We start from the raw sequence: 14,282 nt of genomic DNA on the forward strand, positions 1-14,282 counted from the left end.
CGGTGTCCGGGAACTTGTGATCTGGGTTCTGTCAGCGGCGTTGCACCGCGACCGTCGAGGCCTGAGTGTCTTGGCTTCGTGGAGGATTGATGAGTGAATCGAGCTTTGCCCTGTCGATGGAGGACCGGCGGCGGTTGCTGGAGGCGAATGTTGCTGCAGCGCGGTTCTTTCGGTCGGAGTTGCTGCGGGCAACTAGTAGTTGGCCTGTGGAGTACCTGAAGTCTCTGGGTGCCGACTCGGTGTTGGCATCGGACTCGGCTTGGCAGGTTGGGTACGCGCCGCAGGACCGGCGGGGGTTGGTTGAGCATTTGCGCGTTGAAGGGTTTGGCTACGGCACGTTGGTGCGGGCTGGGTTGATGGCCTGGTCTGATGCGGGGGAGGCGATCGATCAGCATCAGGATCGGTTGATGTTGGTGGCTCGTGATCATCGGCTGTCGCCGGTGGGGTTCGTCGGGGTCGGGCGGGATGGGCAGGCTCGGTCGGTGAGTCCTGTGACGGTGCTTCATCGGCCGTCGAATGTGCTGGTCGGGGTTGATGAGCAGTTGGATCTGTTGGGTGGCGGTGCGGTGCCGGTGATTGTTGATGATCCGGTGGATGCGATCGCGATATCGCAGGTCAGCCGGGAGGTGGGGGGCCTTTGGGCTGGGATCCCGGTGTGTGGTGCCGGCTTGTCGACTGCGCAGGCAAGAATCTTGCGGCGCTTCAGTGCCAGCGACAAGGTGATCGTTGCCCTGAGTGGGACCGAGGCCGAGCGCAGCCAGAAGCTCGGATATCTCCTTGATCTGGCGTTCTTCTTCGACCGGGTGCGTGCCGTCTCGTTGCCGACCAGCCCGGCGTTGCTGGCGCGATCGGAGTCGGGGCCGGAGCGTCTGCATGAGCGGTTGTTGAACTCGCGGGCGTTGATGACGTTCCGGGTGACTGGCAGCGGTTACGTGGCTTCCAGACGAGCAGATCCAGATCCGCCCGAGGCCGGACCAGGACTGTGATGCGTCATGGCCGGCAATCAGCAAATGCTGCAAGCCACCAGAGCAGCGGCGACGTTCTACCGTCAGCAACTCCAAAGTCGTCCGAACGGCTGGGCCGTCCAGAATCTCCGCGAGCGGGGGATTGGACAGAACGTCCTGAACGGAGCGACTGGGTGGTGGTTGGGATACGCGCCAGACACGTGGTCGGGTCTGGTCGATCACCTGCGTCGTGAAGGCTTTGATGACCAGTCGATGCTCTCGGCTGGTTTGGCGCGGGCGACGAGCAGCGGCTATTTGGTCGACAGGTTCCGTGGCCGGATCATGTTCCTCGCTGAGGATCGTCAGCTGAATCCGGTCGGATTCGTCGGTCGAGCACCGGGTGGCTTGTTGAAGTACCTGAACTCGCCGTCCACCGACATCTACACCAAGGCAACGACCCTGGTCGGTGTCGGTGCACAGCAGGACCGCCTGCGTGAGGGTGCTGTGCCGGTCTTGGTCGAGGGTGTTATGGATGCACTCGCCGTGAGTCGGCTGAGTGACCACTGGGCTGGTGTTTCGGCCTGCGGTACGGCGATCTCGCCCGAGCAGGCGATCATGCTCAGGCACGCATCGCGGGTGGACTGGGTGGTCGTGGCGTTCGATGGCGACTCAGCGGGGGTGAATGGCGCGGCACGGAGCCTCGAGGTACTGGCCGACGTGTTCGGGGTCGTGCTTGCTGCGGATCTCCCGCCTGGGCAGGATCCGTCGTCCCTGTTCGCCGCCAGCCCCGAGCGGCTGCATGACGCCCTGTCGCACACGCGCCCACTCGCGCAGGTCGCGATCGACGTCGAGTTGTCGCGCTGGGAGCGGGTGCTGGACCACCTCAGCGGTCAGGTCAACGCCGTACGAGCGGTGGCTCCACTCGTGGCGCAGCTGCCGTCCGGCCGCGTGGCTGCAGAGGTCGCCCGGCTCGCGCGACGGGTCGGGCTGGAGGAGCAGGTCGTCTCCCGGGAGGTCGTGGCGGCCGTCGGCTCGCGGAGGCAGTCGCGCGCCACCCGGCGACGGTCGGCTCGTCGTTTCGATGGTGTCGAGGTGGGAGCGGATCCGTCCGGGGTGTCCAGGACTCCTTGATTGCGAAATCCCGGTTCTGGTTCCAGGCCGCGGCCAGCAGATTGGTGGCACTGCAGTACGGCGAGGGGCGACAGACCTGCTCCTCCTTCCCGGAGACGGAGGCATCTGATGGACGTTGAGCTGGAGGCACTTATCACCGAGGCAGCCCGCTCGGATTGGGCGCAGGAGCCGTCGCGGCGCCTGGCGGAGGGGATCGAGGCCCACATCGTCGTACCGCTGTCGAGCCGGCTGAAGGCCGCTCTCGGCCATGATGAAGCCTCCCAGCTCGCCCGGGTGATCGCCTGGGAGCGATGCCGGGAACTGGCACTCAACCGGCCGGCGGCGGGGGTGTCGTGGGGGTATCTCGCGAACCTGGTGCGCTGGCGGCTGATGGACGCCGTACGGTCCGACCTCCTGCGTCGTCAGCGGCACCCGCTCACCCACGAACCGCCCGAACTCGAAGTCACCCACCGGTCGCCGCTCGGCCCCCACCTGGAACGCATCGCAGCCGAGCTCGAGCGGGAAGGACTTCCAGCCGGGATCGCGCGCAGCCTGATCCAAGCGGCCTCCGACGGACCGCCGTTCTATCGGTCGACGGTGATCATGCGGCTGCGGCGAGCCGGCGCTCGGGGAGCCCAGGCCGAGGGTCTGGCGTGGCTGCTGCGCGGAGGGCCCGGCAGACCGTCAGCGCTGGCACGGCTGGCCCAAGGACAGGCGCCGGAGGTGGTGTTCGGAGACCCGGTCGTACGGCGCTGGATCCGGGCCGGTGCCGGCCGTGATCTGCGGTTTTTCGGCCGACGAAGCCTGCTCGCCCACCGCCGAGCAGCTCGGCTGGATCGAGTGAGCGCCGCCTGATCCAGAAAGTTGCCGGCCTCATCCGTTGAGGCCCGGTATGACGCACAACCAGTACGACGTACCTCGCCACCACTGGCTGATCCGGTACTACCGCGCGCAGCTCAAGTTCGAGCTGCGCGTGCTCACCGCGCTGCGGATCATCCCGCCGCCGATCGCTGCTGCCGTGTTCGCGTGGCTACGCCGTACCGAAGTCCCCAAGAGAGGAACCACCGTGAACCAGTCGATCCGGTCGAAGATCGTGATCCCCATCGTGATTCTGCTCGGCGTCACTGCGCTGATCCTGGCACTGGTCGCCCGCTGGCAGAACTCACCGGACGGGCATACCAGTACGCCGAACGTCGAGGTGACGGTCCTACCAGGACAAGCTGAGCCAGCGGCGGTGCGGCTGGACGTGTGGAAGCGGCCGACGACGACGGATCCGCAGGAGTTCGCGATCGCCTACGCCCGGGCGATATGGACTTACGACACCAGCCGTCATGACCTCACTGACTGGCAGGACGCCGTCAGCATGTTCGCCGACCCGCCAGGCGCCGCGCCACAAGTAGCCAAGAGTCTCTTGCCGTCGTGGACAGAGTGGGACCAGCTCGAGCTGCGCAAGGCTCACGCCGTCGCCAGCGACGTGACCGCTAGTACCACTCCACAGCTCGAGAAGCTGCAGCACGCGAGTTATGCGCCGCGGGGGTGGCACGGGTTCGTCATCCGGGGCGTCCAAACGACTGTCCTGGACACCGAGACGACAACTTTCCGGCGGCAGGCGACTGTCGGCATCGTGTGCACACCGGTCTGCAAGTTCTGGTCCGCGAGCGCTCTCGTTCTGCCATGATCGTCAAGCTTGCGCTCGCCGGCTGCCTGCTGGTCGGCGGCCTCGGCCTCGTTGCCCCACTCGCCGGCGCAGCGCACGGTCCTGACACCTGCGTGGCGACACTTACGAACTGCCAGGCTCCGCCGGTCAGTACAGGGAGCGGTGAGATCCCGGGCGCAGATACCGCCGTCGCCCGGGCGCTCCGCCTGGTCGGTGACCGCGGCTACTACCAACTGTGCGCGCGGTTGGCAGCCAACATCTGGGGCCGTCCCCGCGCCGGATACTTCTCAGCGGCCGAACAGTGGCAGCAGATGGTTGCTACCGGCAACGCACACAACCACGACCGCCAGCCTCCGATCGGCGCACTCGTCTTCTGGGACACCGGCGGACCGTACGGCCATGTCGCGGTGTACGTCGGCAACGGCCAGATCATCTCCAACGACATCAACGACCGGGTCCCCGGCGAAGGCGGCGTCTACCTCGTCGACTTCGGACTCATCGAATCCAAGTGGAACGCCGGCTACCTCGGCTGGGCCCCGCCGATCTACTCGACCATCTGACCAGCGAAGGACATGACGTGTTCATCCGCAACACCCTCCTACGGCACACAGTCATCCTGCAAGACCCCGGGATCAGCCCCAACACCAACGGCCTGCCCGGGCTGCCCGCGCTCCGTCAGATGGTCGGCGCCCTCCTCACCTTCAGCCTCGTGATCTGCGTCGCCGCCTTCGTCATCTCGGCCGCCGCCTGGGCCATGGGCAGCTTCAACAACAACGCGCACTACGCCGGCAAAGGCAAGACAGGCTGTCTGGTCGCCGCGGGCGCCGCGATCCTCATCGGGTCGGCGAACGGACTTATCCGCTTCTTCAGCGGCATCCACATCGGCTGACAGGAGCGCATCGATGGCATGGACCGACTGTCTTCTGAACCCAATCGACTGCGCGGCGTCGACAGGCACGAACGCGATCACAGACTCGTGGTGGAACTCGTTCCTGAACTGGATGGCACGAGGCCTGACCGACGTCACGTCGTACGTCTTCCAGGCCTTCAGCACCAGCACGGCGCCGAGGTTCGACCATCAATGGTGGCACGACAACCTCGCTCTGATGATCACCATCTCACTCCCGCTGCTCGTCGCAGCATTCGTTCTGCAGTGCGTATCGGCAGTCATCAGACGCGAGCCGGCTCGGCTCGGTCACGCGCTCACGGGCGCACTGCTGGGCACCGCCGGCGTGCCGCTCGCAGTCGCCGTCGTCAGGTCGTGTGGGTTGGCGGTGGATGAGATCTCGACTGCGATTCTCGGCAACCGGGCAACTACCGACGGCTTGAAGCGCATGGTCGAAGTGGGCAGTATCCCGGCGGTGGCCTCACTCGGAGGGTTCATCCTGACGGCCGTCATCCTCGGTCTTATCGCCTCCATCTCCCTGTACTTCGTCATGCTGATCCGCGAGGTCGCAATCGTGGCGTTCGTCGTCTTCGCTCCGATCGCGATGGCGAGCTGGACCTGGTCGGCGACGCGTCACTGGCTGCGACGCTGGATCGAGGTCGTCGGCGCCCTCCTGTTCTCCAAGGTGGCCATGGCCGTGGTCTTCACCGTCGGGCTCTCGGCGGCAGGCAACGTCGACAAGAACGGCGACGCCTCGATCGGTACCTTTCTGACCGGAGTTCTGCTGCTCGCGATGGCTGCGTTTGCGCCGATCGCTACCTTCTCCTTCATCCACTGGGCAGGCGATCACGGCCAGACCGCGATTCATGCGCTCCAGCAGGGAACCGCAGGTCCAGCGGCACTCAAGGAGCGATTCGACCAAGCCCAGCAGTGGCGCGCGCACCACTTCGGCGGATCGGGTAGTGGCACCGACGACGAACAGGTCGTTGGAGGGGCGGGCGACTCTGCTGATGAGCGGTCGGCAGGCAATCCCGCCTCTGCAGACGAGGTCGAGCCCGCGACTGACGGCGGCGGAGTCGGATCGCCGACAACGGGGGGTGGAGATAGTTCTACAGCGATCGCAATCGCCGCGAGTCAGTCAACGAGTGACGGATCCAGCGGCGCAGCGCCGTCGCCTGACGGTGGAAACAGCGGTGACCAGCCAGGAAGTGAGCGACAGTGACGACATCTAGCGCACTCTCAACCCGGTTCCCCCGCCCCGAACGGAACGCCGTACTCCTCGGGCTTCGTCCCGTGCAGGTCGCACTGCTGCTGGTCGCTGTGATTGCCGCGACAGTGTTCATCGTCGTGCACGTACCCGCAGTGGCGAAGCTGAGCGGCCTCACCTTCGCGGGCCTATGCGTTGCTGGGGCGTTTGCTCGGGCAGAGGATCTGCCGCTGTATCGCTGGCTCGTCCTGCGTGGCGTTCATGTACTGCGTGCGCTGCGGGGCCAGCATGCGTTCCGATCCAAAGTCATGGAGCCACGGCGGCATGGACAGCTGACGCTTCCCGGGGAAGGGACGGCGTTGCGGATCTTGACCGCTGGCTCTGGCATCGGCGTCGTCCACGACACGCGACGTCGTCGCCTGGTTGCGGTGGCCAAGATCGAGGGGCCGGCGCACCTGCTGCAGAACACCGACGAGCAGGACCGTCGCGTTGCGGCGTACGGGCGCCTGATCGCCGGGCTGTGCCAGGGCAACCGGATCGCCCGAGCCCAGATCCTCGAACGCACGCTTCCAGATCCCGGTGATGAGCTGGGGGAGTGGGCAACGAAGCGCAACGTCGATCCACAGACGCCCGCCGGCGCGATCTACACCGATCTGTTGAAGCGGGCCGCACCGGCTGCAGCGAGGCACGAGACCCTATTCAGTTTCTCCGTGAACCTCGACGCCGTCTCGCGAGAGATCCGCAAGCACGGCGGCGGGATCACCGGTGCCACAGCTGTGCTCGAGTCCGAAGCTCGAGCCTTCCAGACCTCCCTTGCGGCTGCGGGCGTCGCCGGCTGCTGGCTGAGTGCCGGTGAGCTGGCCATGAGTCTGCGGGTTGCGTTCGACCCCGTTGCGACTCGGACGATCCCGACTACCGAGCCGCTGGATGCAGCCGACGCCGGCCCACTCGGAGTCGACGCGAGCTGGGACCACCTGCGGACCGACTCCTCGCTCCATCGCGTGTACGTCATCACCGAATGGCCGCGGATCCAGACCACGCCGACCTTCCTGAGCCCACTCCTGCTGAAGCCAGGGATCCGGCGGACCTTCACCCTCGTGCTGCAGCCCATCCCGATGGGCAAAGCGCTGCGAGACGCTCGACGTCATCAGGTGGAGCGGGTCACCGACCGAGCGACACGTTCCAAGATCGGTCAGTTGGAGACCGAAGAGGATCGCCAGCTCGACGCCGACGTGGCCCAGCGCGAGCGGGATCTGGCGGCAGGCCACGGCGACGTCCGCTGGTTCGGCCTCGTCGTGGTCTCGGCCGACAACGAGGATGCGCTCGACGACGCCTGTATGGAGATCGAGATCGCCGCCACCCAAGCCCTCCTCGACCTGCGCCGGCTCGTCGGGCAGCAGATGGAAGGGTTCATGGCCGCCGCCCTGCCCTTCGGGATCGGACTGTGATGGCCGGGTCTGCCTACTTCGAGCGAGAGGACGCCGACCGTGCGACTCGTCGCGCCAACCGCCAAGCGTCGTACGCCGTCCGACGCATGCCGAAGGCACGCATCGCTGCCGAGACTGGGACCAGCGGACTGAACTTCGGCCAAGGGTCGCGGCTCATGGTCGACCGGCACCGAGCGACCACCCGCGTGCTTCGGGTCGCCTATCCATTCCTGGCCGAGGGCGGTCTCGGGGCCGACGGGACCTACGTCGGCTCCGACGTCTTCAGCGGAGGATCGTTCGTCTACGACCCCTGGGTCCTCTACCAAGGACGAGTCATCACGAATCCCAACATCCTTTTGGCCGGCGTGATCGGCAGCGGCAAGTCGTCCACGGCCAAGGCATTGATCACCCGATCCCTTGCCCTCGGCCACAAGGCGTACGTCCCCTGCGACCCCAAAGGGGAGTGGACACCAGTTGCGACAGCGATGGGCGGCGCGGTCATCAAGCTCGGCCCGGGACTTCCGACACGGCTCAACCCACTCGACGCCGGCCGGAGACCCGTCACGATCGACGCTGAAGAGTGGGACCGGATCGTCTGGTCACGCCGCCGCGCCCTGCTCGGCACCCTGGCCGAATCAACCCTCGGACGACCATTGGCCGCGATCGAACACACCGCCCTCGACCTAGCCCTGGAGACGGTCTCGGGTCAGGTCGCGTCGCCGACCATCCCGGACGTTGTGGTGGCTCTGTTCACACCCGACTCTCTGCGCGCTGAACGTGCCGGGATGACGACGGCGACCCTGACAGGGGATGGACGCGAAGTTGCGCACGCGATCCGTCGATTAGTTCATGGTGACCTGTCGGGGATGTTCGACGGGCCGTCGACGACCGAGTTCGATCCGACGCTGCCAATGGTCACGCTGGACTCGTCCTGGCTAGGCAGCGGCGGCAACGACCAAGCACTTCGACTCACGTTGGCATGCGCGTCGTCGTGGCTCGAGGCAGCAGTCGCTGATCCCGCGGGCGGCAACCGCTACATCGTGTACGACGAGGGATGGCGCGTCATGCGCGACCCAGCGCTACTGCGCCGAATGCAGGAACAGTGGAAGCTGTCGCGCGCCTGGGGCGTCTCCAACGTCCTCATCGTCCACCGCCTCTCCGACCTGGCGGCCGTCGGCGACCTCGGATCCGAGGCAAGAGCCCTGGCCGAGGGCCTCCTCGCCGACTGCTCGACCAGGATCATGCTCCGCCAAGAACCCGACCAACTCGAGCGAACGGCCAGCCTGCTCGGCCTCACCGACGTGGAGATCGCGACGATCGCCAAACTCCCCAAAGGCCGCGCGCTATGGCGTCTACCCAACCGATCATTCGTCGTCCAGCTGGTCCGCCACGCTCGCGAGGTCGAACTCTTCGACACCGACGCCAGGATGTAGCGCCGATGAACCAACAAGCTCCCCGCGATCTAACCGACACGATCTTCATCGCCGGCGGAGTACTCCTCGCGTGCGCTGGCGTCCTCTACCTGGCCGGCGGTCTGACCAGCATGGTGACCACACAGCACTGGGTCACGTCCCCTTGGATTGACGCGCTGCGGGTCCCGATGCACCCGGCCGATCCCGCGGTCGCCTTCGGTCTGAACTCCGCACAGATCGCCCCGGTGACCTACTGGCTCATCCTGGCGACCTTGGTGGCCGTACCAATTGCCGGCAGCTACCTGGTGATGAGGCTCTGGCATGGTCGGCGCGCTACATCGACCAACCGCGCGAAGGCACTCGCCGCTCGGCCGGGACTGGCCTCAGCGCGCGACGTTGACGCCGCCGTCGGCCGGCGACAGGTCGTACGGCGAGGACGCACAGCCCGCCCTCTCGCACCGAGCAACTCACCGGCCGATGTCGGAACCCACCTAGGTCGCTCCCGCGGCCGGGACTGCTGGGCCTCCGTCGAGGACTCCGTCATCGTTGTCGGACCCCCACGATCCGGCAAAGGCCTTCACCAAATCATCAGCGCGATCATCGACGCACCCGGCGCCGTGGTCACCACATCAACCCGACCCGACAACCTCGCCGCGACCCTCGAATCGCGTCGAGCAACCGGACCAGTCGCAATCTTCGACCCGCAAGGACTCGGCCGCGTCGAAGGCATCCGCTGGTCACCAGTACGCGGATGCGAGAACCCCACCACAGCGATGGTCCGCGCCAGCGGACTCGCTGCCGGCGCCGGCTTCGCCAAGGGCGGCGTCAGCGATGGAGCCTTCTGGCACGGCCAAACCGAGATGGCACTGCGAGGCCTGCTCCACGCCGCCGCCATCGACGACACCGGCATCGCCCAGCTCTACCGCTGGGGCCTCGAACCAGCCTCGGCCATCGAGGCTGTGACCATCCTCAACCGCTCCGACGAAGCAGCCGAGGGCTGGGGCGACACCCTCGACGGCATCGTCCGCATGGACGGCCGGACCCGCGACGCCATCTGGGCCGGCGTGCGCTCAGCGTTGTCGGCGCTCGCGGATCCCGCCGTACGCCGATCCTTCGACCCACCACCCGGAGAAGGCCTCGACCCAGCCAGCTTCATCCGCGAACGTGGAACCATCTACCTCCTCGGAACCGGCGCCGGCGCCAGCGCAACCTCGGCCTTCATCGCCGCGCTGTTGGAAGACATCACCGAGTCGGCTCGGCAACTCGCCGCCCACAACCCCGGCGGACGCCTCGAACCACCACTGGCGCTCGTTCTCGACGAGATCGCCAACCTCTGCGCCGTACCGTCCCTGCCATCGCTCATGGCCGACGGCGGCGGCTCCGGCATCTCCACCCTCGTCGTCATCCAGTCCCTTGCTCAAGCCCGTGAACGCTGGGGCGAACAAGCCGCAGCCGCCATGTGGGACGCCGCCACCCTCCGCCTGGTCCTCGGCGGGTCCGCCCAACCCCGCGACCTTCAAGACCTCGCCGCCGTCTGCGGCGAACGCGACGAAGAGATCCGCAACTGGAGCCGCGGCGCCGACGGCGGCCGCACCATCTCCACCAGCACCCGCCGAATCCCTATCCTGCCTCCCGACATCATCCGCACCCTCCCCTTTGGCACCGGCGTACTGCTCGCCCGCACCGCCCCACCTGTCCTCCTCAAGATGACGCCCTGGACCGACCGCGCAGACGCTCACGAGATCCGCCGAAGCATCGACCAAGCAACCCGACGCCGATGAATCCCGACGACGAACTCGCCAGAGCACTCGCTCTCACCGCTGGCACCGACCCCTACGTGATCTGCTGGCGCGACCTCGACCCCGCCAGCACCCAAGAAGAACTAGAACGCCTCGCCGACTGGGTCACCTGGGCCACCACCCGCTACAGCCTCGACCACAAAGTCATCCCACCCTGCTGGCCCGAACACGGCGCCGTAGTCGAAGAACTCTCCGCCCTCCGCACCTTCTGGGAAGCCTGCTACCAAGAAGACGCCGCCCCCTCAGACCCCGTGGCCTTCCACCGAGACCTAACCCTCGCCCTCCGCCGCCTCCGAGACTGGACCTCCCTCCTCGGCTGCACGAGAACCAACCACCGCCCCGAACAGTCAGGCTGAGCCCCGTGTCGCGTCCATGGGACTCAAATGGGCCCTCGGCGCCTTCCGTAGCAGTCGAGTCAGCGGGATGTGTCGGGCTAGGAATCGAGCCATCACACGACATGATCCGCTCCAGACATGCTGTAGATACTTCGATCCGGGCGTTCTTGGCCCTGGGCGACTCGACCCACGCCTCTGTTGTTCTCCTACTGCTCCCTAGGAAGAGAGTGCCGGCCGCTGTGTCGGACTGCACTGCATCGACAAGTTCGGCCGCATGAAAGCCGCTACCGTTGAGCCGGCGAACTCCTCTTCAGATCCTGAGAGACGGCCAGGACAGGACTCCATTGCAGTCGCCCCCGGGCTCTGACCTGTACCCAGACGGCAGCGGCAGTGGCTCCACTCGGTCGTAAGACTGCGAAGTCGTTCGTGGTGCTGCCCGCATGATGATGTGGGCGGTGAAAGTTTGTCCCGCGGAATGGACGTGACCTAGCTTTCGGCCGCTGGCCGCTCGAGCTGGCTATCCCGGATCAGATCGTGAGGATCCTGCCGCTCGTCTCACGGAGGGACTACCGCCATGCGAAACGAGAAGCGTGATACGCGAGGGGCCCAGCGCTGATATGCGTCGATTCGGCCGACTGTCACGTGCTCGCGAAGTCGGCGGAGCGGTTCGTTGAGTTCCTCGAAGGGCGCCAGCAACTGCCAAATGTCGGTGCTAGGAGGTGCAGCGGTCAGCGAGTTGAACACGTGCTGTGAGACCGCTGGGCGCCCGATCAGGATGCCGAGTAGCAAGATGACTGCCTGGTATTCGTTCCCATCACGGTCTACCTCAGAGTCGGTCTTTGGAAGGAACGCTTCAAGTTCGTCGCTGGGCACAGACACTCGCAGCATCCGGTAGATGTTGACTAGCCGCTTCGCGGCGCGTGGCGTTGGGACAAAGTCGCTGACCTGACCGAGGAGTGACCGTTCAGGTGCTGTCAGCGACAGTGCCTCCGGGCGGGGCAAGGCTGGCTCGCTTGTCTCAGGTTCGATTGGTGGGGTCGGGTGGGCATCTGCTTGGGGGTCAGCAGCTGATCCGCTCGGATTGGCCTCGACTTCGCTGTTGTCGACCTCGTAAGACTTGTCAGGTGACTCTTGACTGACTGAAGCAATCCTTGACGGCTCGATCGCATCTTCGGGTGGCGGGACAACAGTCCCGTGTGAGTCTGTGGTTTCGCGGGCAGGGCTCGGCGGTGGGGTCAGGGCGACGATAAGGTCTTGGTAGCGCTGCTGGGTCATGCGCCTTAGCGCGAAGGGAATCTGGAAGATCTTCTCGAGGTAGCTGTCTGGCTCGTCGAGGAGGTTGTCGTAATGCGCCGCAAGCGATCGCGTGAGCCATCGACTGTCGACTCCGACTACGACGACGAAGAGCTTGAACGCGAGAAGGAGGTGGACGGCTTGCAACACCTCAACCACCTTGTCGTGTGGGCAACGGTCGAGATCGTCGACGTACAGAAAGATCCGTTCAACGTCAGGGACTTGTGGGGCAACCCGAGTCCCGACATCGGGATCCTCGCCGTCGTCGGTGCCATTCGGTTGGCCACCGGGCATCAGACCCACGAGGTCCTCGAAGTCGCGTCTCACCCTCGACATGACGCCCAGTCTGTCCCTGTAGTCCGAACTGGCCGCCCGCTCGCGCACAAGCTCCTGTAGCCGCAGTCCCTTGTTTCGCGCGTTGGCGAGTTCCTGCTTGCCTTGCAAGGCCTCTTCCTCTGCGGCGCTCTCAGCAGCCCGCGCGATCGCAAGTTCGCCACGCTTCTCCACAAGCGGCAGTTCGCGCGCTTCGCGTGCCTCCCGTGCCCAGTACAGGACGCGGAGTCCGCCATTGAGGGCGGGTGTCAACGCCGCGATGGCGGCGCCAAGAACGGCCAGCAGTGTGGCTCCGGCGGACCACTTGGTCAGCATCGTGGCGATAACTGCGACGAGGATGAGTGCAGCGAAGGTGACAATCGTGGTTCGCCGCCGTCGATGCAGTACCTCCTCTTTGCACAGGCGCCACGTGACCTGCGCCCGTCCAAGTGGGCCGTCAACCACGCCGAGAACATCGGCGAGCTGCGTGATCGAATCGTCGTCGGCCCGCGGCGGCGAACTGTCGTCGAGAGGACTGTCTGCCAGCGCAACGTCGCGCAGCTTCGCGCTGACCTTCTCCTCGTCGCGTACGGCGCGTATGGCAGCGGAGACTGCCGCTCGCGCGGCAGCTATAGGCCGGTTGACCTTCGCGTCGAGTTCGGCAACTTCGCGCTCTAGCCGGTGGCGTTCCGCCCTGGCCTCCACCACCTTCTTGCGAGCCTGATCGAGTTCCTTCAACTTGGCTTGAGTCTCGTCCGCCTGGCCCGCGCGCGCCAGTTCATCGAACAGCGTGGCTGCGAGGCTGGCCCAGAGATCAGTATCAACGTAGTGCCAGGCGTTGAAGCGCACTTGGCGAATCTCCTGGCAATATGGCCACGCCTGCGGTTGTCGGTCTTTCGCGAGTTTGGCCAGCTCGTCGATCCGTTCCTGCATGAGTGCCATGAAGAAGCTCTTGCCGCTACCCCAATCGCCGAACAAGCCGACTGCGAGCGGCAAGGGTGTATCGCGCGCAAGGAGTACCGATACCAGCATCTCGACATCGACCGCGACGTCGAGCTTGTCTGCGCTCTTGACCCGCCCACTGCCAGGCTCGGGGACGGTGTCGGCCGCGGCGCCAGGCAGCAGCGACGGGCGGTCCGCAATGGCTATCGGTGGACCGGACGTGGCGAGGTTCTCGATGTCGGCGGCACGGACTCCCCGTGCGGCCAGCAGACGCACCACACTGCAGCCGGAGACTGAAAGCGTCCCATAGAACAAGTGCCGAGAGCGGACGACTTGTGAGTCGAGGGAATCGGCCAGGCCGACCGCACGCTCCAGAGCCTCGGCGGCATGCTTGGAAATGGGCGGCAGCGAGTCCAGGTGACTTGGGGCGATCGACGGCGGGAAGCTGGCTCCCACCGCTTCGGCCAACACATCGAGAAGCTCGGCTTGCCCGAGCCCGGCGCGCTCCAACAGCCTCCGAGTCGGGCCATCTTGTTTCTGGCTCAATCCAAGCAGCAGATGCTCCATGTGGATCTTGTCCCGGCGAGCGGCAATACGCAGAGCGTCGGCGTACTCGAGAGCGCTGATCGATGACGGTGAGAGCCGTCCGAATAGTTGCGCTGCTGACCGGTCGGACACCTCGCCTAGTGCTTCGTCGCGCAGATCCGCCTCGATGGTGGTCGTGCCGCTTGACTCGGCACGGTCGGGGTAAGCAGGTTCGGCCAACGGATCAGGCCGGCGACTGTCACCGGTCCGTTCGAGCAACTGAGTTAAGTCACGGCGGGCCGCGCTGTTGCCCATGTCGGCGGCTTGGCGGTAGGCGCGCTCGGCGTTGGTGAGGTCTCCGCGCTGTTCTGATAGATGTCCGAGGTCGCGGAAGGCCGCGCTGTTGCCCATGTCGGCGGCTTGGCGGTAGGCG

At 65.9% G+C, this 14,282-nt stretch carries 12 protein-coding genes; 11 read left to right on the forward strand and 1 reads right to left on the reverse strand.

All coding sequences use genetic code 11. From position 1 onward, the window contains the following. Positions 1-89 precede the first annotated feature (89 nt). The 11 genes from ACGFH6_RS30025 (at position 90) to ACGFH6_RS30075 (ending at position 10,798) form a co-directional block, all read left to right on the forward strand. On the forward strand, positions 90-986 hold the full coding sequence (locus tag ACGFH6_RS30025; protein WP_393390719.1) for a hypothetical protein: 897 nt from the start codon (positions 90-92) through the stop codon (positions 984-986). A 24-nt stretch (positions 987-1,010) separates the two neighbouring features. Next, positions 1,011-2,075 (forward strand): toprim domain-containing protein, encoded by a 1,065-nt coding sequence (locus tag ACGFH6_RS30030; RefSeq protein ID WP_393391726.1) that lies wholly within the window; start codon positions 1,011-1,013, stop codon positions 2,073-2,075. A 108-nt stretch (positions 2,076-2,183) separates the two neighbouring features. After that, a complete protein-coding gene (locus ACGFH6_RS30035; protein WP_393390721.1) occupies positions 2,184-2,909 on the forward strand; it encodes a hypothetical protein in 726 nt (241 codons plus the stop codon). A 37-nt stretch (positions 2,910-2,946) separates the two neighbouring features. Beyond that, a complete protein-coding gene (locus tag ACGFH6_RS30040) occupies positions 2,947-3,732 on the forward strand; it encodes a hypothetical protein (protein WP_393390722.1) in 786 nt (261 codons plus the stop codon). Continuing rightward, positions 3,729-4,271 carry a CHAP domain-containing protein gene (locus tag ACGFH6_RS30045; protein ID WP_393390724.1) on the forward strand — a complete coding sequence of 181 codons (543 nt, stop codon included), beginning with the start codon at positions 3,729-3,731 and terminating at the stop codon, positions 4,269-4,271. Before ACGFH6_RS30040 ends, ACGFH6_RS30045 begins: the two co-directional genes overlap by 4 nt. Before the next feature lie 17 nt (positions 4,272-4,288). Beyond that, positions 4,289-4,600 (forward strand): DUF6112 family protein, encoded by a 312-nt coding sequence (locus tag ACGFH6_RS30050; RefSeq protein ID WP_393390725.1) that lies wholly within the window; start codon positions 4,289-4,291, stop codon positions 4,598-4,600. A 13-nt stretch (positions 4,601-4,613) separates the two neighbouring features. Then, the gene (locus ACGFH6_RS30055; RefSeq protein ID WP_393390726.1) at positions 4,614-5,819 is read left to right on the forward strand and encodes a hypothetical protein; all 1,206 of its coding nucleotides are present in this window, start codon (positions 4,614-4,616) and stop codon (positions 5,817-5,819) included. Further along, entirely contained in the window at positions 5,816-7,252 is a 1,437-nt protein-coding gene (locus tag ACGFH6_RS30060; protein WP_393390728.1) for an SCO6880 family protein, read from the forward strand. Before ACGFH6_RS30055 ends, ACGFH6_RS30060 begins: the two co-directional genes overlap by 4 nt. Next, complete coding sequence (locus tag ACGFH6_RS30065) at positions 7,252-8,664, forward strand: ATP-binding protein (RefSeq protein ID WP_393390730.1); 1,413 nt, start codon at positions 7,252-7,254, stop codon at positions 8,662-8,664. Before ACGFH6_RS30060 ends, ACGFH6_RS30065 begins: the two co-directional genes overlap by 1 nt. Positions 8,665-8,669: 5 nt before the next feature. Next, positions 8,670-10,424 carry a type IV secretory system conjugative DNA transfer family protein gene (locus ACGFH6_RS30070; RefSeq protein ID WP_393390732.1) on the forward strand — a complete coding sequence of 585 codons (1,755 nt, stop codon included), beginning with the start codon at positions 8,670-8,672 and terminating at the stop codon, positions 10,422-10,424. Continuing rightward, a complete protein-coding gene (locus tag ACGFH6_RS30075; protein WP_393390734.1) occupies positions 10,421-10,798 on the forward strand; it encodes a hypothetical protein in 378 nt (125 codons plus the stop codon). The genes ACGFH6_RS30070 and ACGFH6_RS30075 overlap by 4 nt, the downstream gene beginning before the upstream one ends. Before the next feature lie 534 nt (positions 10,799-11,332). Here ACGFH6_RS30075 and ACGFH6_RS30080 read toward each other — a convergent pair. Beyond that, positions 11,333-14,260 (reverse strand): P-loop NTPase fold protein, encoded by a 2,928-nt coding sequence (locus tag ACGFH6_RS30080; RefSeq protein ID WP_393390735.1) that lies wholly within the window; start codon positions 14,258-14,260, stop codon positions 11,333-11,335. Positions 14,261-14,282: the final 22 nt, after the last annotated feature.

Origin of the sequence: Kribbella sp. NPDC049227, from assembly GCF_043197265.1 — a bacterium.
Lineage (GTDB): Bacteria > Actinomycetota > Actinomycetes > Propionibacteriales > Kribbellaceae > Kribbella.